Source organism: Humisphaera borealis (assembly GCF_015169395.1).
In the GTDB taxonomy this organism is placed as follows: domain Bacteria; phylum Planctomycetota; class Phycisphaerae; order Tepidisphaerales; family Tepidisphaeraceae; genus Humisphaera; species Humisphaera borealis.
In genome coordinates, this window is the sequence record NZ_CP063458.1 from 4,679,993 (window position 1) to 4,703,109 (window position 23,117).

General features: G+C 63.6%; 15 protein-coding genes. 4 read left to right on the top strand and 11 right to left on the bottom strand.

The genetic code is table 11. The features are described 5' to 3' along the window. Positions 1-7 precede the first annotated feature (7 nt). A complete protein-coding gene (locus IPV69_RS17490) occupies positions 8-1,024 on the top strand; it encodes a hypothetical protein (RefSeq protein ID WP_206291009.1) in 1,017 nt (338 codons plus the stop codon). A 186-nt stretch (positions 1,025-1,210) separates the two neighbouring features. Here the strand turns inward: IPV69_RS17490 and IPV69_RS17495 are convergent, their stop codons facing one another. The 8 genes from IPV69_RS17495 to IPV69_RS17530 all read right to left on the bottom strand — a co-directional run bounded on the left by IPV69_RS17495 (position 1,211) and on the right by IPV69_RS17530 (position 14,424). Continuing rightward, positions 1,211-2,344 carry an iron-containing alcohol dehydrogenase gene (locus IPV69_RS17495; protein WP_206291010.1) on the bottom strand — a complete coding sequence of 378 codons (1,134 nt, stop codon included), beginning with the start codon at positions 2,342-2,344 and terminating at the stop codon, positions 1,211-1,213. Between the two features lie 104 nt (positions 2,345-2,448). Next, the gene (locus IPV69_RS17500; RefSeq protein WP_206291011.1) at positions 2,449-3,891 is read right to left on the bottom strand and encodes an aldehyde dehydrogenase family protein; all 1,443 of its coding nucleotides are present in this window, start codon (positions 3,889-3,891) and stop codon (positions 2,449-2,451) included. 151 nt (positions 3,892-4,042) lie between these two features. After that, the gene (locus IPV69_RS17505; RefSeq protein ID WP_206291012.1) at positions 4,043-4,636 is read right to left on the bottom strand and encodes a transposase; all 594 of its coding nucleotides are present in this window, start codon (positions 4,634-4,636) and stop codon (positions 4,043-4,045) included. Between the two features lie 69 nt (positions 4,637-4,705). Further along, positions 4,706-5,818: a hypothetical protein gene (locus tag IPV69_RS17510; RefSeq protein ID WP_206291013.1), complete on the bottom strand. Its 1,113-nt coding sequence runs from the start codon at positions 5,816-5,818 to the stop codon at positions 4,706-4,708. 225 nt (positions 5,819-6,043) lie between these two features. Beyond that, positions 6,044-7,729, bottom strand: a complete 1,686-nt coding sequence (locus IPV69_RS17515; protein WP_206291014.1) for an outer membrane protein assembly factor BamB family protein — start codon at positions 7,727-7,729, stop codon at positions 6,044-6,046. A 104-nt stretch (positions 7,730-7,833) separates the two neighbouring features. Further along, a complete protein-coding gene (locus IPV69_RS17520; RefSeq protein ID WP_206291015.1) occupies positions 7,834-10,674 on the bottom strand; it encodes an outer membrane protein assembly factor BamB family protein in 2,841 nt (946 codons plus the stop codon). Between the two features lie 178 nt (positions 10,675-10,852). Next, positions 10,853-12,166 (bottom strand): phenylacetate--CoA ligase family protein, encoded by a 1,314-nt coding sequence (locus IPV69_RS17525; RefSeq protein WP_206291016.1) that lies wholly within the window; start codon positions 12,164-12,166, stop codon positions 10,853-10,855. Between the two features lie 83 nt (positions 12,167-12,249). After that, positions 12,250-14,424, bottom strand: a complete 2,175-nt coding sequence (locus IPV69_RS17530; RefSeq protein WP_206291017.1) for a prolyl oligopeptidase family serine peptidase — start codon at positions 14,422-14,424, stop codon at positions 12,250-12,252. A 376-nt stretch (positions 14,425-14,800) separates the two neighbouring features. Here IPV69_RS17530 and IPV69_RS17535 point away from each other — a divergent pair, with 376 nt between their 5' ends. Then, positions 14,801-17,053, top strand: a complete 2,253-nt coding sequence (locus IPV69_RS17535; protein WP_206291018.1) for a hypothetical protein — start codon at positions 14,801-14,803, stop codon at positions 17,051-17,053. Positions 17,054-17,147: 94 nt separating this feature from the next. Here the strand turns inward: IPV69_RS17535 and IPV69_RS17540 are convergent, their stop codons facing one another. Next, positions 17,148-17,441: a hypothetical protein gene (locus IPV69_RS17540; RefSeq protein WP_206291019.1), complete on the bottom strand. Its 294-nt coding sequence runs from the start codon at positions 17,439-17,441 to the stop codon at positions 17,148-17,150. Continuing rightward, entirely contained in the window at positions 17,438-17,986 is a 549-nt protein-coding gene (locus IPV69_RS17545) for a DUF6677 family protein (RefSeq protein WP_206291020.1), read from the bottom strand. The genes IPV69_RS17540 and IPV69_RS17545 overlap by 4 nt, the downstream gene beginning before the upstream one ends. Positions 17,987-18,227: 241 nt before the next feature. On the opposite strand from IPV69_RS17545, the gene glmS reads away from it, so the two are divergent. Next, on the top strand, positions 18,228-20,114 hold the full coding sequence (glmS, locus tag IPV69_RS17550; RefSeq protein WP_206291021.1) for a glutamine--fructose-6-phosphate transaminase (isomerizing): 1,887 nt from the start codon (positions 18,228-18,230) through the stop codon (positions 20,112-20,114). A 170-nt stretch (positions 20,115-20,284) separates the two neighbouring features. On the opposite strand, the gene IPV69_RS17555 is transcribed toward glmS, so the two are convergent. Then, positions 20,285-22,492, bottom strand: coding sequence for a glutaminase family protein (locus IPV69_RS17555; RefSeq protein ID WP_390884362.1), 2,208 nt, complete (start codon positions 22,490-22,492; stop codon positions 20,285-20,287). A gap of 96 nt (positions 22,493-22,588) precedes the next feature. Between IPV69_RS17555 and IPV69_RS17560 the strand changes: the two genes are divergently transcribed. Next, entirely contained in the window at positions 22,589-23,107 is a 519-nt protein-coding gene (locus IPV69_RS17560) for a hypothetical protein (RefSeq protein ID WP_206291023.1), read from the top strand. The last annotated feature ends 10 nt before the right edge of the window (positions 23,108-23,117 follow it).

The window sequence follows — 23,117 nt, forward strand, 5'->3', positions numbered from 1 at the left end:
GGTGTGGGTGATCGATCTGAGCTTCCTGCGGGGGACGGCGTATGCCTACGCCCTGGCAGACCGGGATAAACCGAAACCGGCGGTCAAGTACACCGTCGACCATAGCCGCGGCGAGCCTGTGGTCGCGAAGGTCGCGACGGCCAGGTCGGTCGTCGATGCCGATAAACCGCACAAGAAGGCCGTCAAGGCACAACCGACGACGGAGGCTCCGGAGAAGACCCGTAGCAAGCGAACCAACCGGGAGGGCGGGGTCGACCGCAAAGATGAGTATGCCGGCCCGGTGTACCAGGCCTCGGCGACCTATAGCCGTAAGGGCATCAATAGCACACATGACGCGGTAGCGCAGACCACCGGCGGGGCATCGGTACTGCCGGCGACGGAGCCAGCGTCTGAACCCGATGCGATTGAGCTCGAACCGACCCAGCCGAATCCGACTCAGCCCGATCCGGCTCAGCCCGACGCGGCAGAGTCGGACGCGGCTGAACCCGAGGCGACGGAATCAGAAGCACAACAGGGACAGTCAGACCCCGGCGAGCCGGACGACGCCGGCCCTGGCGATGTCGAGCCTGATGCGACGGATTCCGCGCCGGTGGATTCCGAGCCTTCAGATACCGAGCCGTCCGAACCCCAGCCTGGTGAGCCTGAAGCGACGGAGCCCGACGTCGGCGAAACCGACTTGGTCCCGGAACAGATCGACGAACCGCAGCAGCCACCGGAACCCGACACGACGGACGTCCCGGCGGATGAGCTGTTGCAGCCGCCAGAAGGTGATCCTGCGCCGCCGGAGACCGACCCTGCAGCGACCGAGCTTGGGGAGACCGATCCGGCGGACCCTGGCTACACAGACCTGACAGAGCCCACGGATGCCGGGCCGACGGACTCGATGGACCCGACGGACCCGATGCCGACCGATCCGCCTGCGGAATTGCCGACCGACGAAACGGGTGGTTCGACCGATGGCGGCGACGGGTCGTCCGATGGACTCGGCGGTGCGGTGGGTGGCGTGCTGGATCTGCTGGGTTGATCGCGGCTGCGCGGCGTGCCTCTACTCGCTCGAACGAAACCCGGATGGCGCGGGCGGAGCGCTCCCCTTCGGGTCGCGGCTAACCGGAGGATGCGTTCCCTCGGGGTCGCGGTACGTCGAGGTCGCGGTACCTCGCAGACACGGTCACTCGGGGACGGATTCCCTTGGTGTCGCGGTCAATCGGGGCTACTGGGCCATCCGGTAGAGTTCGAGCATCTCGGGTTCGCCTACTTTTCGAGGGTTGAACTGTGCGGTCCACTGGCGGGCGGCCATGGCGGCGAGTTCGGCGAGCCTGGTGGGGCTGACGTTGACCTCGGACAGGGTTCGGGGCAGGCCGCCGGTGGCGAGCATCGCTTCGACGCGGGCGGCCAGGGCGTGCGGGTCTTCGATGAGGTCGGCGTAGGGGCTATCGCCGTTGGCGGAATTGAAGCGGATGACGTGGGGGAGCATCATGCCGACGGCGCAGCCGTGGACGACATCACACAAGCCGGTGAGGGGGTTGGCCAGCGAATGGGCCGCGCCGAGCATGCTGTTTTCGATCGCCGCGCCGGCCAGGTGAGCGCCCAGGAGCATCTGTTGCCGGGCGGCGACATCGGCGGGGTGGGTCATCGCGGTTTCGAACGCCGATTCCAGCAGTGTCCAGGCCTGTTTCGAGAGGGCTCGCGAGACGTCGTTCCGCTTGGTGCTGCCGGCGGATTCGACGGCGTGGGCGATCGCGTCGATGCCGGTGGCGGCGGCGACCTTCGCGGGCTGGGTGGCGGTCAGGTCGGGATCGAGCAGCGCGATCCGCGGCAGTGCCGTCTTGTCGCCGCAGGCCATCTTCTGATGGGTGTCGGGGTCGGTGATCAGGGCGTAGCTCTGGGCGTCGGAGCCGGTGCCGGCGGTGGTGGGGACGGCGATAAACGGGAGCAGGGGTTTGGTGGTTTTGTCGTGGCCCCAGTAATCGGCCATGCGGCCGCCGTTGGTGAGGATGAAGTTGATCCCCTTGCCGCAGTCCATCGACGAGCCGCCGCCCAGGCCGATGACCAGGTCGGGGTTGAAGCCCTTGCACGCGATGACGCCGAGGCCGACGTGAATAGTGGTGGGGTTTTCGCCGACTTCGTCGAAGACGCGGACGGGGATGTCGGCCTTGTAGAGCGACCGGACGGCGCGTTCGACGTGTCCGGCGGCCTTGATGCCGGGATCGGTGACCAGCAGAACGCGCGTGCCGCCATGCTGCCTGACCAGTTCAGGCAGCCGGTTCATCGCGCCCTGGCCGATGACGACTTGGACGCGTGAGCCGGGGATGTGCGGAGTGTGGACGCCGTTGGTGTGGGTCATCGTGTCAGAAGGTGGTCGCCTTCAGCTGGCACAGGATCTCGCCGGTGTTCAGCCCGGTCGCCAAGTCACGCCAAACGGGGGCCAGACGCCCATGGCACAGAACGTCATGAGAACGCTGCGGCCAATTCTGCCTCGGCCAGGTTGAGCTGGAACGCACGCTGGCGATAGAGCAGGTTGAACAGGTTGCCTTCGTGGGGCTGATCCCAGCTCAGTTTGAACGTTTCGATCGGCCCGATGTTGAGCCGGTCGATATGGCCGGCGGCCATGCAGGCGCGAATGAACTTCTTGTCCTTACTGACGACCGTACCGACGAGAGTCTGACCGATCGCTTCGGGAATTTCTTCGGCCGGGCATTCGATGACGGCAGCGAACGGGAAAAGGTATTCCTTGGTCGCCAGCGGGTGGTCCTTGTCGCAGCGGATGATGGTGGGCAGCAACCAGGCGAGGCGGCCGTCTTTGACCAGGCGGGGGGTGCCGCGGATCTCCTGTGTGACGTCCTTGGCGCCTTCGATGTGCAGGCCGGCGTCGATGGCGCCGTTCATGCGTTCGGCCATCGTGGGGTTGGCGAACGCGGCGACCTCGGCCGCGGGATCATTGGCGGGCAACGCCTTGACCTTGGCGAGCTTGGCCGCGACGGCGTGGGCGATCTTGTCGGCGTTCTTGGGTGTGTAGACGGCCGACGCGTTAATGCACGAGCGACCGCCGTTGGCGGCGATGCTGGCGGCGATCAGGTCGACGTACTGTTCCCAGTTCTCGGCGGCATCGGGGCCGAGGATGACCTTGCTCCAGCCGGGGCCGTGCAGCTCGATGCGCGGGTCGTGGGCCCACATCTTGGTGGTGCCGGCGTCGCCGAAGAGCATGGCGCGGTCGACGGTGCTGAGGATGACGCCCGAGCCGCCGTGATCGGTCGGGTAGAACCCGAACGCCTCGGGCGGGAAGCCGGCGGCGATGAACGATTGGATGATTCGCAGCGGCGACCAGGGCTCTTCTCGGCCGGGCTTCAGTACGATGGGCGTCTTCAGTGCGATCGCGGGAATCCACAGCGAGTGCACGCCGGGCGAGTTGCTCGGCAGGATCGCGCCGAAGGTCTTGGCCTCGCGGTACCAGGAGAGCATGCGGCCGTCGTCGTCGCCGAAGCCGCGGTCGAGGATCGACAGATCGAACCCGCGCGTGAGGCCGGCGATGATCTGGTCCACCTCGTCCATGGTGCGGTGGATCTTTTTGGCATTCGTCCGGCAGTAGGTCTGCGGCATGCCGGTGGTGCTGGAGAGGGTATTGATGTACCCGTCGAAGTCCTGCTTCTGATCGCCGATGAGGACCGTGCCGGAGATGAAGATCTCGGCGGCCTTCTTGTACATCGAGATCAGTTCTTTGACTTTGAACTGCTCGAGGACGTCGTAGTTCATCCGGTGGATGTCGCGCGAGATCAACCCGGAGTTGGCCTGCGACACCTGCGCGACCGGCTCGCCGGTGGCGTGGTGAACGATGGTGGTCTTGTCGACCGACTCGTAGGGCTTGCCGTGACGAAGGATGGGGATGTGTAGCATGGTGTCTTTGTGGTGCAGGCTTTCCAGCCTGCACGAAGCTTGTGGTGCGGGCTTTAGCCTGCACACTGAGCATTCCTCAGGAACGTATTGGGTCGAGCCTCATTGTGGTGCAGGCTAAAGCCCGCACCACAATCAAGCCGCCACAGCAAACTCACGCCTGCTCTAATGCCTTGCAGGACGCGGCATACCGACTGCCAAACTGCCAGTCTTCCGCTGTATAGCATAGACCGGCCGTAACCGGATTCTCTTCGACGTAACTAGCGAATCGAGAAAGAGCCGCGACCGAACGGATCAGGTGATCGAAAGACTCGCGCTCCCAAAGTGGCCCGGTACGCCCGACTAATTGATTGATCCTTCGCGCCGTTCCACCCTTCCACGATTGCATGATCTGGTCAAAACGGTGGCTATCAAATGGAGCGAAAACGGCATGGGCATGATTCGGCATCACGCACCAGGCATACAACTCATACTTTAAGTCCTTGCCAGCGACTAAAGCGTCGGCAACTACAGAAGCGATTTCAGGTCGTGCCAAGACACAACTTCCCAGCGTGATGGGCGGCTCGTACGCCTTGGCCAATCTAAGTTCATCGCTGTCATCCTCGCTCATGGTACGCTGAGGCGGCACAACCGCATCCAGAAGGCGAAAAGTGACGAAGTAGGTTCCCGCCGGCTTGTACAGGTGCGGCAATTCTCCACGGCTCTTCATCTTGACGAACGGCGTCCTTCGCGGGTCTACGAAATTCATAGAGTTTACCACGCGAAATTGAAGAACAGGTGCAGGCTAAAGCCCGCACCACAATAGTGGCTTGCCGGCTTAGTACACGCCCTCCACCACGCTCACGCCCAGCTGCTGGAACGGCTGCACGTTACCCGTGCCGTCCCACGGATATGGCTCGCACGGCGGGCGGCGGATGGCCTGGTCACGCTCCATGAACCGCGGAATGAATGTTTCCTTGGTCAGCGTGGTCAGCATGACCCGGCCGATCTTGCCGTAGGGCACGTTCTCTTCCACGTTGTCGGGGTTGACGACTTCCGTCACCGCGCGGGGCTGCGGGGCGTAGTAGATGACTTCGTAGTTATCGACCGGGTCGAACGGCTTGTGCGTCGCCAGGCCCATCAGCGTGTTGCCGTAGGTCGGAATGAAATCGACGCCGGGGACCAGTTCCTCGCGGCAGAACCGGTGGAACTGCGGGGTGAGTTCGGTGCCGCCACAGAAGATGCCGGTGATCCCGTACTTCACCAGGTCGATCTTTTCGCACAGCGCTTCGAGCAGCTTCGGCGTTGCGAACATGCACTTGATGTTCGGGTTGGCGCGAAGGATCGTCAGCGACTGGTCGATCGCGTGGTTCTTGTAGAGGTTGGCTTCGTTGATTTCGCCGCGCTTGATGAGCTTGATCACCCAGCGGGGGTCGAGATCGATGCCGAACGAGATGCCGCCGCGGTGCTGGGCGAGGTGTTCGATCGCCAGGCGCAGCCGGCGGGGGCCGGAGGGTCCGAGCATGAGCCAGTCGGCGCCCTTTGGGAAGGTCTTGTCGTTGAGGGTCTTGCTGAAGTTTTCGTAGTCGATCTTCCAGTCGTCTATCTGCAGCCGGCTCTTGGGAACGCCGGTCGAGCCGCCGGTCTCGAAGATGTACATGCCACGGCCTTCAAGCCCGCGGGGCAACCAGCGGCGAACCGGGCCGCCACGAAGCCAGTCGTCCTCGAAGTGGGGGATCTTCTTCAGATCGGAATAGCTGCCGACCTCCTTGCGGACGTCGATCTTCCATTCCTTCTGCTTGTCGAGCCAGAAGGGGCAGCCGGTGTCGGGGCTGAAGTGCCACGCGATGATGTCGCGGACATGAGCGTCTAGCGCCTCGCGGGCCTGCTTGGCGCGGGCGTCGATCGACTCTGCGGGCTTGGTCGGGGCGGGTGCGGTGGCTGTTGGCATGGTGTTGAGAGGTTGAACTGGACAGGACGGTTCAGTGATCTGTAACAGACCGATGATACAACGGAACTCGAAACACAGAAGGGTTATCAACCCAAGGGTTACCAACCCGAAGGCCATGAAGCCCAGGGTTACGAACCCAACTTGGCGGTCGGACCGCAGGTTCACCTGGCGCTTAGCATAGCGTGGCGGCCTGTTGTTGGTTCGGGTTTCACGACTTTCGGCGCACTACTTCTTCTCCTGGATTGCGACCAGGTTGTGCATGCTCAGGATGTACAGGGTTCCGTTGGCGATGACCGGACTTCCGTACACCGGGGCACCCATGTTGTGGACGCCGACTTCTTCCTTCACCTTGGAAGCCTTAAAGATGTGGATGTCGCCGTCGCCGTCGCCGACGTACACCTTGCCGTCGACCAGCAGGGGGGAACCCCAGATGTCGGCTTCAAGGTCGGCGGTCCAGTACTTCTTGCCGGTATTGGCGTCGAAACAGTGGAGGTAGCCGGAGAAGTCGGGGACGAAGCACAGGCCGTCGTGGATCGCGGCCGAGCTGATGCTGCGGTGGAACCGCTCCTGCTCCTGGATCTTGCCGTCGCCGTTCTCGTCGTTGGAATAGAAGTGCCAGACCACGGCGCTGTTGGGGTTGGGCTTGCCCTTGCGGCTGGGGGCCGAGCCGGCCGGCTGCACCAGTTCGGCACCCGGCGCGGGCTGGCCCTGGCCGCCTTCGGGGGGCAGCTCGGGGCTGATGTCGCCGGTCTTGGTGATATCCACGCACCAGAAGTGCGCATACCCCGTGCCGTGTTCGGGGTCCTGGCCGTTGGCGATATACATCTTGTTCTGCCAGATCACCGGGGTGGCGATGAGCTCATTGCGCGTCTGGGGATAGATGCTGTCCTTGGGGTTGCTGTCGAACTTCCAGATAATCTTGCCGGTGGTGGCGTCGTAAGCGTAGATCCAGCCGTCGCCGAGCGGGGCGACGACCAGCGGCTGAATGGTGCCGTCGGCGCGCTTGATCTCGGTGATGCCCACGCTGGACCACTGGCCGTGCAGAACCTGGTCGCCGGGCGAGTTGTCGCTCCAGACCTTCTTACCCGTGTTCTTGTTGAAGCAGATGATCGCCGGTGCCTTGGGGGCGACGACGTTCTTGTGGGTGTCGTCCACGCCGTTGGCAGTGATGACGTAGATCAGATCGCCGTAGGAGGCGATCGCGGCGTTGGTCATGTTGTGCGGGAAGACGCCGTGCTCCTTCATCATGTCGATCTTCCAGACCTCGCGGGGTTCGGAAGCGGAGATGTCGAGGCAGACGACTTCACAGCGGTTGGAGCAGAACCAGATGCGGTCCTTCTCGCTGTAGATGGTTGAACAGAGGCCTTCTTCGGGCCAGTCGTTCACGCGGCCGGAGGGGAGCTTGGCGAAGTATTTCTGCCAGAGGAACTTGCCGGTCTTCTCGTCGAACGCCGCCAGCACACCGCCGTCGATGGCGCTGCCTTCGGCATTGGTGTACTTCTTGTCGTACGCGGCTTCGTTGTTCGTGCCGACGATCACCATGCCGTTGGTGATGATGGGGTTGCCGTAGGCCTTGGAGCCGAGCTTGGCGACCCACTTGATGTTCTTCTTCGATTCGACGTCCCACTCGGTTGGCGGGTTCTTCTCGGCCGAGACCATGTTGCGGTGCGGCGTGCCGCCCCACATGGTCAGGTCGCCGGCAGGATACTGCGACGCCTTCTTGGCGAAGTCCGTAAGGTCCGCTGGTGCGGCCGCAGCGGCGGGGGCGCCGGTCGGGTTCACCAGCGGTGCCGGATCGGCCGCGCGAAGGCCGGCGGCGACAACGACCGTCGCCGCGATGGACAGCGCCGAGACGCGCAGGGCGCGACGGCCGATGATCTTCTTGAGAGTTGTGAGGTTGGTTTCAGTCATGTCGAAAGTTCCGGTTGGTTCTGTGGCGTGGGCACGTACTCATGCCCGTGTCTGGCGCGCACCTCGTCGCACGGGCAAGAGTACTTGCCCATGCCACAAGCGATCTACTTCGCGTTGGCCGCCGGGGCGGCCGCCTTGTTGTCGGTTACCAGGATGTTGTCGTAGTACACTTCGCTCTTCTGATCGCCGACGAGCGATACCGTGAACAACCCGGGATTGCCGGTCCGGTTCGGGATGTCGTCGTCCAGCGCGACCTGCCATTCCTTGGGTTCATCCGTACCCACCGGCCAGGCCTTGCCGCGGGCGACTGCCTTGTCGGCGTGCTGCGTGACTTCCAGCTTCAGGCGGTACCACTTCTTGGCTTCCCAGGGGAAGTCGATGGTGGAGTGCTTCGATCCCGAGGGGTTGCGCGGATCAGGCAGCGCACTCGGCCAGATGTGAATCTGCAGGCGCTGCTGCATGCCGTTCAGCACCAGCACATACCGCTGATTGATGACCGCGCCATCGGGGACAACACGCCGCTCGGCGATGATCTTCTCGTTGGCCTTCACGTCGGCCTGCACCGTGTAATCGGCCATGTCCACCGCACCGAAGTTCGTCCGGGCGCGGTAGTACAGGTCGATGTTCATCAGCTTCTGGAGGACCTTGTTGTTCGCGTTGTCCGGGTCGACGACGACGGAGTACTTGCCGCCGGCACCGAGCCAGGTCAGCGGCGGCTTATCGACGGGGGCCGCTTCGAAATCGAACTTCCAGGGCAGCGGCGGGAAGACGCGCACGCGCGCCTGCGTCTTGACGCCGTCAACCGTCACGTCAATCGCACCGGCCTGGTGCGGGCCGGGCTTGGCGACGAAGGTGCCGTCGGCGGTGACTTCGCCGGTCAGGTTGCCGGCCAGTGTCGGTGCGGCGACCAGCGTCGCGGGTGCGGTGGCAGGCTTTTCGGGTTCCTTGTAGTCGGCGCTGCCGGCGGGGGCCGGTGCGTTGTCCGGGCGGGGCATGTTCCGCGGCGGGGGGGTGGCGGGAATCGTCAGCTTGCCGACCGCCCAAGTCGCCTTGTCGGGCGCGATCTCGCTCAGGAACCGGCCGTTGGCATCGAACGCACGCACCGTGAACTTCACCGATTCGCCGGCACGCAGCACGACGTCAGCCGGAATGACCTGCAGCGACGCGACCTTGTCCTGCTTCGCCGATTCTTCGGCCATCGGCGGGATCTGGCCGTACTCGGGCTTGGAGTCCTTCTTGCCGATGCAGTACAGCTTGGTCGCCGCCTGCAGGTAGACCCGGCCGTCGGCGATCGCCGGCGAACCGTAGATCACATACTCACGACCCAGCTTTTCGCTCAGATCGACCTTGCTCAGCGTCTCGGCACTCTTCTCGCCGGGCTTGAGAATCCAGAACTTGCCGTCGCCGTCGGCGGCGTAGAGCTTGCCGTCGGCGAAAACCGGGGAGGGCTTGCCGACCTGGCCGCAGTTCTTCTTCCAGAGCTGCTTGCCGGTCTCTTTGTCGTACTGATAGAGCTTGGCGCGATCGTCCATCACATAGAGGTACTTTTCGGTGACGACCGGCGTCGGGAAGGCCGCTTCAATGCCAGTCACCTTCCAGAGTTCCTTGGGGGAGCCCTTCTCGAGCTGGGCCATGTCGATACAGAAGACCCGCCCGAGCGCGTTCGAGTCGAAGTTGCCCAGGCCGTGGGTGCAGTAGAGCTTCGTTCCATCAACGACCACAGAGGTATTGAGCCCGCGCTTGGAAACCAGGAACGTCCAGGCCTTCTTGCCGGAGCGAGCCTGGAAGGCGTGAACGCCGCCGTCACCGGCCGCGAAGATCACCAGCCGCTGTCCGTTGACGACTGTCACCACCGGCGTGTTCTGCGGGGCGTCCACCGGAATGCCGCCGGTCGCGCCGGTCCAGTTCAGTGCGCCGGTGTGCTTGTTGAACGCGAAGATGCGGTGGGCGCTGCGGGCGTTGTCGCCAAAACCGAACGCGACCCCGGTGATAAACACCTGGTCTTCGTCCACCGCCGGCGACTGGGTGCGGCCGCCGAAGGTCGAGATCATCCCGAACTCTTCGGTCATCTGGCGCTGCCAGATGACTTTGCCGGTTTCGCCGTTGAGGCAGATCATCCAGCATTGGCTGCCCAGGGCGTAGACGTTGCCGGTGCTCGGATCGACGCACGGGCTGCTCCAGCCCAGGCGATGGAACGGCACTTCCGTCTGGGTCATGTTGTTGAGGTGACGCCAGAGTTCCTTGCCGGTGGTGGCGTCGATGCAGACGAGCGCTTCGCGGGTCTTGGGGCCGGCGGAGAAGGTGCGGGTGTCGCCTTCGCCGTAGGCCACTTCATCCGAGCGGCTCCACGTGTAGATCTTGTTGTTCCAGATGACTGGCGACGACATGCCGCCGACGGGCGACGTCCAGATCACGTTTTCGCCGGTGTCGGGGTTCCAGGTGTCGACCAGGCCGGTTTCACGGCTGATACCGTTCTGCTCGGGCCCACGCCACTGGTACCAACCCTTGATACGTGCCCCCTGCGGAGCGGTCGCGGGGTCGAAGCCCTTGGCGGCTTTCTCAGCCGGGACGACCTTGGGGGCGTCCTTGGCGTTGGGATTGGCGGCGGTGCCGGCGGCAGGCTGAGCGACGGGTGCCTTGGTGTCGGCGGCAGCGATGGCCGTGCCGGCAGCCTCGGTGACGGGTTTAACTGGTGCGGGGGTCGGGGCGGGTTCGGCAGCTTTCGCTTCGGCAACCCTGGATTCCGGAGCCGGCTCGGACGCCTTTACCTGGGACGCTTTTGCTTCGGGCACCTTTCCTTCAGGTGACTTCGGTTCGACCGTCCGGGGTTCGGAGGTCTTCCCAGCGTCCGCGACCGGCGCGGCCGACGCCTTTCGGCCGCCACTGCAGCCAATTCCCACCGCCATCAGTCCCGCGACGCCGAGCGTCCAGAGTCCTCGTTTCATTTCCATAACCTAACCCTGTTCAAGATCAGAGGTTCAAATCCTCAGACGTTATATGGCCCGCACGACCGGAATCTAACGGGCGAACTTGCGTCAGGACGTGCAAAGTCAGCGGGCAACGCCCACGGCGGTGCCGTGGGGCCCACCGCGGCGCGGTGGGCGTCACGCTCACTTGTCGAACTCACTTCCTGACGAACCGTTTCGCTTTCATCTCAAACCGCGGCAGCGAGCCGACTTCGACCGGCGTCACACCTGCTTTGAAATGCAGCTCATCGTGGATCGTCCGCGAGACCTTCTCGCAAAGCGAGCGAGCGTCGATGGTTGCCGATACCGGCTCTACTTCCAGTTGTACCGCCGCCAGCGGCCCGCGATCGAAGACCGTTAGACGAAATTCCGCCACTTCGTCGAACCGCCTCAGGATCGCCTCGACGGCGCTGGGGAACACATTGTTCCCGCGGACGGTGAACATGTCATCCACCCGCCCGAGAATTCCGCCTTCCAAGCGGGCGTAGTACCGGCCACAGGCGCATTTCCCTCGGGTCAGAATCACCTGGTCGCCGGTCCGGTAACGGATCAGCGGGCTCGCTTTTCGCAGCAGCGTCGTCAGGACGAGCTCGCCCGGAGTTCCGTCGGGGACGGCTTGGAGGGTGGAGGGGTCAATCACCTCAGCCAGGTAGTGCTCTTCGTTGATGTGCAGGCCGCCGGGTTTCTCGTGGCATTCGAACGATACCGGGCCGACCTCGGTCATACCGTGGTGATCGAACAGCCGCGCGCCCCAGGCTTTCTCGATCTTAGCGCGGACCTCGGGAATGTTCCCGCCGGGCTCGCCGGCCACGATCAGGCTTTTGACGGTCGATGCGGCCAAGTCGATGCCGTGCCCGGCGGCGACCTCGGCCATGTGCAGGGCGTAGGTCGGCGTACAGCAAACGACGGTGACGGCGTTCTCGGCGATCATCTGGAGTCGGCCCAGCGTGGAGGTTCCGCCGGCAGGGATCACCATCGCGCCCAGACGCGAGGCCCCGTCGAAAGCCACCCAGAAACCCAGGAACGGTCCGAACGAAAATGGAAAGAGGATGCGGTCCGACGCCCCGACGCCGGCGGCGGTGAAAATCGTGCACCAGCAGTCGGTGAGTGCTTGCCACGAGTCGGGTGTATCAAGCCACCGCATCGGCCGGCCGTGCGTGCCGGAGGTCTGGTGGAAACGGCGATAGTCTTCGACTGGTTCGGTGAGATTGGTGCCGTATGGCGGGTGGGCTTCCTGGTCCTTCTGTAACTCGGCGCGGGTGGTGAAGGGGAGCAACGCCAGGTCGCCGGCGTCGGGTTCGAAGTCGATGCCGTCGAGCTTTCGCCGGTAGAACGCGTTGGACCCACGGACTGAATCCAGCAGATATCGCAGCGACTGGCGCTGGGCCAGCGTTACCGTGTCGGACGGCATGCACTCCAGGGGCGAAAAGTATCGCTCGGAGTAGGGTTGCAGGTCGGCGCTAACCGTCACTGATCGAATACCTCTTGCTGGAACAAGCGTCCGTGACACGGCTTTCCTAAGCCGTGTCACTGACGCTTGTCAGGGACCTCATCCTACGGCGCGATCTTCCCGTCGTCCGCCTGCCATTCCCACTTCTCGCCGAAGAACCCGGCCTTGGGAAGGACGCCCCAGCTCGTCTTGGTCGGCGGGGTCTGGGTGTCGATGACCGCGTAGTCGGGGAGCTTCGGGGTCTGGCGGGCGTTGTTGAGGTAGTCGGCTTCGCGGAACGTGAAGCCGCTGTTGATCACGATGTACTTCGTCGGGTTCAGCGGGTTCGGGTAGATCATCACCGGCACATACCGGTCGCCGGCGAAGCCCTTGCCGTTGACGACCAGTTTCTCGCTCGTCCACTGGATCGGCAGCTTCGGCAGGACGCGGGCGATGAGCGGGTTGCTGCCGGGGTCGCCGAACAGGACGAGGTTGCTCGAAGCGATGTCGGCGTCGGTGATCTGGTCGGACGGCTTCACCCGGGCTTCACCGCGGAACTGCTTCCGCCATTCGCCGATCGCGCGATCGCATTCCTTCGCGGCCCAGCCGGCGGTTTTCTCGCTCAGGCCTTTTCCGGTCGGCCGGACGATGACAAAACTGCTCAGGAAGGCGTCATCGATCGGCCCCTGCAGGCCGTGCCGCTTGCGCAGCCCTGTCGGCGGGTCGGTGTCGCGGCCCCATTTGCCGTCGGTCTTGCGCAGGGCATAGATGCCCAGCAGCGACGACTGCTCGTCGAATGCCACCCGCTGGCCGTCGATATCGACGGTGATCGGCTTGTCGATCGCGAACGGACTTCCCTTCAACGGGAACTTGAAGAACAGGGCGCTGACGTTCTTCGTCGTCGCCTTGATGGCGGCGCCGCCGGCAATTTCGGCATCGACCGTCGCCTTCTGCCAGTGCTTCTCCAGGCCGGTGACCGTCAGCCAGAGCATCGAGTCGTATCGCAGCGTGTAGGTGGCGAACTTGACGCGCTGGGGAAGGAAGTCTTTCCCCTGCTTTGTCAGTTCTTCGACGCGGGCGTCGAGCTTCTTCTTGGTCTCCGGCTCGTACTTGTGCTCGGTGTTCGGGCCGATGAAGCGTTCGAGCTGGATGCCGGCTTTGGTCAGCGCCTCTTCCATGACATCGCCGGCTTGCTTCTGGCCGTCCTTGTCGCCGGCGTAGGCGATCGTCTTGGTGTTGAAGAAGTTTTCTTCGTGCTCGGTCGCGTTGTAGAGGCGATAGAGGACCGACTCGTACCAGGGCGGCACTTCGCCGTTCTGGGCGAGCTTCAGGAAGCGTTGCGATTCGCTGAACCCCGCGCCAGGCGTGGCGACGCAGAATTTCTCGCCGTAGTGGGCCGCGAAGTGCCAGAGCGCGCCGCCGCCCATGGAAAAACCGGTCACCGAGACGCGTGCTTTGTCGATCGGATACTGCTCGGCGATGCGTTCCCAGGTTTCGAACAGGTCGATCTCGCCGGCGAGCTTGTTGGCGCAGCAATACCTGCCGTACAGCATCGCGACGAACTTGGTCTTGGGATCGCCGACGGTGGAGTTGCTGGAACTGGGGTCAATCTTGGTGCTGAGGAAGGCGAGTTCGGTGAGGTTTTCGTTGCGGCCGTGGCAGCTGAGCGCCAGCGGCAGCGGCTCGGCCTGCCCCGGCTTCCAGATTTCCGGAACGAACAGGATGTAAGGCTGTACCGATCCGTCAATCTTCGACACATACCCGCGCGGGCCGGACTGCGTCGCCCAAGGCGTTTGGCCGGCCTTGAGCTGCTTAGCGCGTTCCAGCCCCGTGGCGAGGACCGCCAGCGCCTGCTTGGCCGATGCCCGCAGGTCTTTACTCCCCTTGGGAGCGATGAACTCGTTGTACTTCAGGCCGTAGTGGATCGCGTTGTAGTAGATCTGGACGTCGGGCAGATACGCCTGCAGTTGCGGCTTCTGCTGGAGGGTGGCGGACAGCTCGTCGATCGCGGCTTCGAGTTCCTTCGCGCCCTTTTCGACGGCCGCCTGATCTTCCGGCGGCAGCGGCGTTCCGAGTGGGGGGATCGGGCGGACGTCGTTGGGATCCTTCGGTGCCGGAGGTTTGGGAGCGGCGGCCGGCGTCGCCGGCTTTGGCGCGCCGGGAGCGGCGGGCTTGGTCGATGCCTTTGTCTCTGGCTTGGCGGTTGGTTTGGCCGCCGGCGTCGATTGCCCGAACGCCCATGCGCCGAGCCCCAGAGACAGACAACCTGCCGCCACGATCAGATTTCGCTGTAAACGCACTCGGAAACTCCTCGCAGTTCGCTCCCTCTCCCCTGTATTCGGGGGAGAGGGTTGGGGTGAGGGGCCGAACGTCGGAGGATACTGAATGGAGAATGCAGAACGAGGAATGGAGAACGGAGAATGAACTGGCTCCTCAACCCTTGGTCATTCATCGTTTTGCATTCTTCGTCCTTAATTCTCCAATCAAGCCTCTCGACGTTCGGCCCCTCACCCTGGCCCTCTCCCCCAAGTACAGGGGAGAGGGGACAAGACAAATTTTGTCGGGGAACCTTTCCTTCCGACCCGCGTCCAACGATTGTACCCGACGCCGCGCCCTTCGTTCATCCCGAGGGAAACACTTCGCGCGGCGAACGACCGACTTATCGAGGAAACGACCATGCGGAAACGAGCAACGACGGCGATCCTGGCGGCGGCGATGTCTGGACTTCTGGGGCTGTCGGCGATGACGAACGGTCAGGCTGCGCGTGAAGCCGCTCCAGCCGCCAATGCCGCCGCCGATCCGCAGGCCAATCTGCCCGTCCGCCAAGTGGTGCTGTATTCGTCGGGAGTGGGGTACTTCGAACACTTCGGCTCGGTCAAAGGCAACGGTACGACCGAATTGCACTTCAAGACGCAGCAGATCAACGACATTCTCAAGAGCCTGGTCCTTCAGGATATGGACAAGGGGAAGGTAGGGGTGATCACCTACCCGTCGCAGGACCCCATTGCCAAGACGCTCCGCAGCTTTCAGGTCGATATCACCAGCAACCCCTCGCTCGCCGAGCTGATGAACCAGCTTCGTGGGGCTTCGGTCACATTGTCGCTGGGTGCGGAGAAGGTGACCGGGACGATCGTCGGCGTCGAGCGCAAACCCCGCCCGGTCGGCACCGGCGATGGCGCGAAGGTGATCGAAGTCGCCGTGCTGAACCTGCTGACTGAAGGCGGCATTCGCGGCGTAGCACTGGACGAAGTCCGGTCGTTCGAACTGCAGGACGCCAAGCTGAAGGAAGAGCTGAACCGAGCGCTGGCCGCGCTCGCGTCGGCCCGCGACCAGGACAAGAAGCCGGTCAAGATCAACTTTGCCGGCGAAGGCGAACGACGACTGCGGATCGGCTATGTCGTCGAAACGCCGGTCTGGAAGACGAGTTATCGATTGATCCTGTCCGACAAGGCCGCCGGCGGGGCAAAGGAAGACGCCAAGCCCAACCTCGGCAGTGGCGTGGGCGGTGCGGGCGCGGGCGCCGGTGCGGTGGGTGGCGGTGCGACCGCAAAGCCGGCGGGGTCGGGGGCGTTGCAGGGTTGGGCGATCGTCGAAAACCAGACCGACAACGACTGGAACGACGTGCAGTTGTCGCTCGTCAGCGGCCGGCCGATCAGTTTCGTCATGGATTTGTATCAGCCGCTCTATATCCCGCGACCGGTGGTCCAACCCGAGCTTTATGCCAGCCTGCGGCCACAGACGTATGACGGCGCGGTGGCAGCCAACAAGCCGCTTGCTGATTTCGCTGGTCAGGAACGAACGTCCGCCGCCGCGCCACCGGCACCCGCGGCAGCTCCCGCCATGGTGATGGCCCGAAAGTCGGCGAGCGACGAAAAGGCCAGGAGCCGGGACTACGCCCTTGCCGACAAACGCGCCGAACAGCTTGGCGACTTGGATGCCGCGTCCAGTGTGACGTCCATCGCGTCGGCGGCAAAGGTCGGCGAGCTGTTTCAGTACACCGTGGGCAACGTCTCGCTGCCGCGCCAAACCAGTGCCATGATTCCCGTGGTCACCGATCCGGTCGAGGTCGAGAAGCTGTCGATCTACAACCTGTCGGTCCTGCCAAAGAACCCGCTGCTGGGCGCTCGCGTGAAAAACACCACCGGCAAGCACCTGTTGCAGGGACCGGTGACGGTGCTCGACGGCGGCAGCTATGCCGGCGACGCGCGGATCGAAGACCTTCCGCCGGGGCAGGAACGGCTCATCAGCTACGGCGTGGATCAGCAGATCATCGTGCAGGCGCAGAACAGCAGGCAGGAGAACACGATTGAATCGGGGAAGATCGTCGCCGGCGTTTTGGAACTGACCCGCAAGCTGGTCGCGACGCAGGATTACGCCGCCGACAACAAGGGGGACAAGGCCAAGACACTGATCATCGAACACGCCCGCCGCAACGGCTGGAAGCTCGCCGAGCCCGCCAAGGCCGACGAGACGACCGACTCGCTCTACCGCTTCAAAGGAAGCATCGGCGCGGACAAGGCGACCAAGCTGACCGTGCGCGAAGAGCTGGTGACCCAGCAGCGGATGGCGATCCTGAGCATCGACGACGGTTCGCTGCTGAGCTATCGCGAAACGGGCGCCATCGCGCCCGCCGTCCGCGAAGCGCTCACGAAAGCGGCCAAGTTCCGCCAGGCGATGGCCGAAACGCAGCGTCAGATCCAGGACCGCCAGAACCAGGTGAACCTGATCACGCAGGAGCAAAACCGTATCCGCGAGAACATGAAGACGGTTTCGCAGAACACGGACTATTACAACCGGCTTTTGACGAAGCTGAGCGATCAGGAGAGCAAGATCGAGACGCTGCAGAAGGAGTCGGAAGGCCTTCGACAGACGGTGGAGGGGCAGCGTAAGGAGATGGAAGACTATCTGAAAGCGTTGAGCGTCAACTGATCTGATGAGTGGTCGCACCGAAGGTTTACGTCGAGTGCACCTTCGGTGCGACCGCTAATCGAGTAATCGAGGCAGGTACCCCTCGTTTTCCCAACTAGCTAAACCGCTCCAACGCCTCCACGATCAGCGCTAGCGCCCCGGCGGCGATCGCCATGCCGACGACGATCCAGAGCGTCAGGACGGTTGCTTCGCGCGGCACCTGCCGCATCGTCCGGCACTTGATCGACTTATAGACGACCGCGATCGCTATGCAGAGGGGAAGCAGTAGCCACGGCCAGACCGAATCGTTCCACGCCGGCAGGGGGGTTAGGAATGGGACGTATTTGTAAGCCGTCCCTTCCGAGAGCGTCTGCAGGGCCGGGAACATCATGCCAGGGATTCCGTTCATCGCTCCTCCAGCATTCGCCCGGCCCGGTGGGCCGAATCGATGATCACCAACAGGTTGAGCATGCCGGCGACGGCGGTGTAGAGAACCGCGATCTCATTGACCCGTGCGTGAGATTCGACCCCGGGGGTCACGATCTCGGATTGTCGGCTGTCAAACAGCCTTGCTTCGTCCACGGTCGAGGCCCGGGCGCTGAAATACGCGCCGACAAACCCCACCGGCCCATTGAAGAACTGCGTGATCGACCAGGGTTTGGCGCGGATTTCATCGCCTAAAGTTGCTTTGGGCGGAGGTGTCATCTGGTTGCGGGCGGCCTCGAGGCGAGCGACCTGGACCTCCTCGCGTTCGACGGTCGGCACTTCCAGCGACCGTACGCCCCCGACCAGCAGTCCCGATACGAAAAGCAGGACGATGGTGACGCCGACGGTGATGCCCCGTGTGCGCTGACCGATCAGCGCATAACCCAGACCGGGAAGCGCCCAGGCCGCCAGCGCGACAAGGAGAGGGTGCGGGGGCCTGTTGTGAGGCGGCGTTTCCGACGGGTTCATGAGGCGTGGTACTGTAGCGGGGGGCAGGGGTTCGGCAAGGCCGGAGTCGGCGGCATCGGATTCATCACGCCTGCGGGTGCTTGGCGGCAGCGAGCGATTACAATCGATCGGGTCTGATTTATCGGACGTGCCGTTGTTGGCCGATAACGAACAATCGACCGCCTGCCGGTGGGCTCAATAGGTACGTTTAGCCCCGGGGAAGCCGCCAGAGACCGGGCCTTGAGGGAAGTGGAGTTTTCGTATGTGTGGGATTATCGCTTACGTCGGCCAGAAGAATGTGCAGCCACTCTTGATTGAGGGGCTCAAGCGGCTGGAATACCGCGGGTACGACTCGTCGGGACTGGCTGTGATCGATGCACGCCGGCAGATGCACCTCCGCCGGGCCGTCGGGCGGATCAGCGTCCTCGAGGACCGGTTGGCCGAGGGCTCCCCGCTGCCGGAGGCCAACATCGGCCTGGCCCATACCCGCTGGGCGACGCACGGCCCGCCCACCGAAGCCAATGCCCACCCGCACGTGGATGCGGCCGGTCGAATCGCGCTGGTTCACAACGGCATCATCGAGAACTATGTCGCGATCAAGCAGCTCCTGGTGGAGAAGGGGTACACCTTCAAGAGCCAGACCGATACCGAAGTGCTGGCGCAGCTCATCGGCGACCTCTGCATCCAGATCAAAGAGCAAAACCACCTGCCGCCGGGGGCTTCGATCCTGCAGCGCGCCGTGCAGGCGGCTCTGAATGAAGTCGAAGGGACCTACGGGATTGCCGTCGTCAGCAGCGACGAGCCGCAAACGCTTGTCGTCGCCCGAAAGGGCAGCCCGCTGATCATCGGCGTCGGTGACGACGAATACGTGGTCGCGTCCGATGCGTCGGCAATCATCGAACACACGACCCAGGTCGTTCACCTGAACGACCACGAGATGGCCGTCCTGCGCGCCGGGCCCGGTCGCGAGACGTCATTCCGGACGATGACGATCGGCGACATCACCGTGTCTCCCGTTGTCCAGCAGCTGGAGAACAAGCTCGAAGAGTATGAGCTCGGCGACTACGAGCACTACATGCTCAAGGAAATCTTCGAGCAGCCCAACGCATTGCGCAACTGCCTGCGTGGCCGGGCCGAACAGCGGGAAGGCCGAATCGTGCTCGGCGGATTGGCCGACCATGCCCGCGACCTGGTCAAGGCCCGTCGCTTCATTCTGACCGGACAGGGCACGGCGTGGCACGCCGCCCTCGTCGGCGACTACCTGATGGAAGACCTGGCCAAGGTGGTCACCGAAGCGACTTACGCCAGCGAGTTCCGCTACCGCAACCCGATCGTGGAAGAAGGCACAGTTGTCGTCGCGATCAGCCAGAGCGGCGAGACGGCCGATACGCTGGCGGCGCTGCGCGAGGCGAAGGAACGCGGCGCGATGGCGCTGGGGCTGATCAACGTCGTCGGCAGTACGATCGCCCGCGAGACCGACGCCGGCATCTACCTCCACGCCGGCCCCGAAATCGGTGTCGCCAGCACCAAGGCGTTCACCTGTCAGCTGGCGGCGTTGACGATGCTGTCAGTGTATGTCGGTCGAAAGAAATTCATGGGACAGGGCCAGACGCAGGAAGTGATCGATGCCCTCTGCGCTGTGCCCGACCAGCTCGACGTTGTGCTCAAGACCAGCGAACAGGTACGCGACATCGCGGCGAAGTTCGTCGACCGCGAGAACTGGCTGTTCCTCGGCCGTGGCTATCACTACCCCGTCGCACTGGAAGGCGCGCTCAAGCTGAAGGAAATCAGCTATATCCACGCCGAGGGCATGCCGGCGGCGGAGATCAAGCACGGGCCGATCGCGTTGATCAACGACGGCATGCCGGTCGTGTTCATCGCGACGCAAGGACTGCAGTACGACAAGGTCATCAGCAACATCGAAGTCGTGCGGGCACGTGGCGGTAAGATCATCGCCGTCGCGACCGAAGGGGACACCAACATCGGCCGCTACAGCGACGACGTCATCTACATCCCCCACACGATTGAGCCGATCCAGCCGCTGCTGAGCGTGGTCCCGCTACAACTGATGGCGTATCACGCGGCGGTCCTGCGCGGCTGCAACGTGGACAAGCCGCGGAACCTGGCCAAGAGCGTGACGGTGGAGTGATCGAACGTCGTGAGAGATTTGCGGCTGCGCCGCGAGACAAGGGTGATCGGGGCGCGCTCCGGCAGGGCAGGTGAGTTTTTAGGATCCGCGCACGGAGTAAGGGGGCAAGGTGGTCCTTCCGACGCATGTCCCGCTTACTTCGTGCGTGGCTCCTTCAGAGAGTCGCACGGTCATTCGCCCGCCATGCGATCGGCCAGGATCTTCATCCAGTAGCCGCCGACGACCGACCGCGCCTGGAACCCGACCATCTTCCCGTTGGTCGTCTCGTGCCAGTCGCTGAGGGGTACTCGGCTGGGCGTTTCGTTGGCGTATTTGTAGACGGGCTCTAACAGCGCCTCGAAGTCCCCCTTGTCACCGGTCAGGCACGCCGTCCAGATAATCCAGTCGCTCTTGGTGTAGGTCTTGCGGCTGTCGAGCGGCAGGCCGAACGGCTTCTGCTGCGTGCGGTAGTAAGCCAGTTCCTTCTTCGCGACTTCGGGCGGAAACAGGTTCAGGCCCAGCAGGCGATCCCAGACCAGGTTGTACTTCTGGCTCCAGGTGCCCTTCTTGTCGAACGTCAGGCTGTAGTGATCGCCGTCGTCGGCGGCTTCGGCCCACTTTGTCGCCAGCTCCTTCGCGAGCTTCGCATACTCGGCGGCGACTTCCTTCTGCTCCAGGGTCTCGGCGAGCTGCGCATACGCGCCCAGCGCGACAATCGCCTTGATCGACAGATTCGCATTGCGGGCCAGGTGCCCGGCGAAGTCGTCGGTGCAGAGCTGATTCTCCGGGTCGAACCCCTTGTCCTTCAAGTACGCGGCCCATTCGCTCAGGGCTTTCCAGTGTTGTGCGGCGTAATCGGGCACGCCTTCCACACGGCAGATCGCCGCGGCGAGCAGGATCATGTTGCCGCATTCTTCGACCGGCATGTCTTCCTTGTAGGTCTGGCCGTTGGCGAGCGGGTAGGTGCCCAGGTCGTGCGGGGCGAACGGCTTAGTCCACTTGCCGCTTTCGCGGTAGTAGAAGATGCCGTCGCACATGCCCTTGAGTAGTGTCGGGTTGTAAAGCAGAAACAGCGGCGCCGATGGGTAGGTCACGTCCACCGTGCCGATCGAACCGTTGGAGAAGTTCTCCTTCGACAGGAACAGTGGCGTGAACGATTCGCCGTCCAGGAACGGCAACGGATTGCCCTGCGGATCTTTCATCGGCTCGCGCGGCAGCGCGACCAGCTTGTGGGCCGCGACCGCCTGGCGATACGCGAGCGACACCAGGGCGGCGTACTTCGGTCCGCCGGACTTCATCGCATCGCCGATCACCTGCTCGTCGGCATAGCCGCAGTGGGCCTGGGCCTTGGCCCATTCTTCCTCGGCGGCGGCGAGCATTTTCTCGGTGGTGCTGCCCGGCATCCGCCGCCACCAGGGGCGAAGCTGCCGGCCGAAGAACTCGACGGAATACTCGTCGTCATACGCGACGATCAGGTGGCTGGTCAGTGCCGGCGAATCCTTCTCGCCGCCGACGGTTCCCAGGTCGATCGCCGCGGCCATCACCGGCCAGTTCTGATTGGCGGCGCGGGGCGTCGCTTCATCGTCCTTTTCCGGCAGTTTCCCAGCGACGAAGCCGTCTCGCGCCGCTTTGTCCGATGTGATCGCCGTCTTGACACCCGGCCCCTGCGGAACCGCCAGCAGCACGTTGCCCCAGTCGATGCGGACGTTATCCCCTTTGCGGCCGAGGATCTTCTGGTCCGCCGTACCGATCTTCATCGCCGCCAGGCCGTCTACCGCAAGCCGGCCCCAGGTGACGGGCTGTCGAACCTCGTGGACCGCCCACTCGGCGGTGACGTCAAGGTAGACCTGCACATCGTGCTTCTTCTGGTCCGCCGAGCGGACCGAGAACTGCACGTAGGACGCCGGCCGAGCCAGCATCTCCATGTCGTCCATCACCAGCGGGGAAAGGAACGTGACGGTCAGTTCGACCAGCCCGGCATCAAAGGTGTAGATCGTCCGGGTGGGGAGCACGGTGACAGACGTCTGCTTGACCGTATCGACGCCCGGGTAGCCGCCGAGGAAGCGCATGGTCTTGCCGTCAACGCGAACCAATCCGCACATGCCGTGAACGGCACCGGTCCAGTGTTTAGGCCAGTCGGCGTAGAGCTCGTTGGCGAAGCTCCAGCAACTAAAGTAGGGGTCGTGGGTGATCAGGGGCACGGCGGGGGCGCGAAGGGGGGCGGGCACCGCGGTAACCGGTTCGGCCACGTCGGGCCGGGTACCAGGCGCGCCTGAGGCAGGGTCCCCCTGCGAAGCCGTCTTCGGAGCACCGGAACAGGCGACCCCCCAGCTGGCAAGCGCCCCCAGCAGAATCGTCAGCAGACAGACGGGAAGTCGATGCAATGGACGGCTGCGCATGTCAATCCTCCTCGGCCGAAGTGAAACGCCGACCGACGAAGACATCGACCGGCGTCGTGCGATCATACCGGGGTGGACGGATTCAGACACGCGGCGATGCCGATTGCCGTCCCAACGCCGGCATCCCGACGCTTCCCACGCCGATTGAAGGTTCGCGCCTCAGGCGATCTCGGCTACACCACCGGAATGGCCGGCGCCCCTGCCTCAATCCCCCAGCAGATCTTCTGGCTGCTGATCCTCTCAATGCCGGTCGCCTGCGTGGCACGGACGGTCGTTTTCGAAGAGGTTTTTCGCGAGCCTCGGGAGTTTTGTCGGCGGCAGTGCAGGGACTGCCAGGCCTTTCTGCTCCGAAAGTTCTTCTACCTTTTCACCTGCGAGTACTGTTTCAGCCATTATGTAGCGGCTGGCTTCGTCGCCTTGACCGATTTCAAGTTGCTGCTCAGCGATTGGCGGGGGTATGTGATCTCGATTTTCGCGACAGTGATCGTTGCGAACACCTATCTGAACCTCTATGCACGGCTAAGAGTGGATATTACCCAGGCCAAAGTGGAGACGAGGCGACTCGAAACCGCTCTTGAAGGCCAAACCGCAACGGATGATCGCAAAGACGTCTAATTCAGCCGGC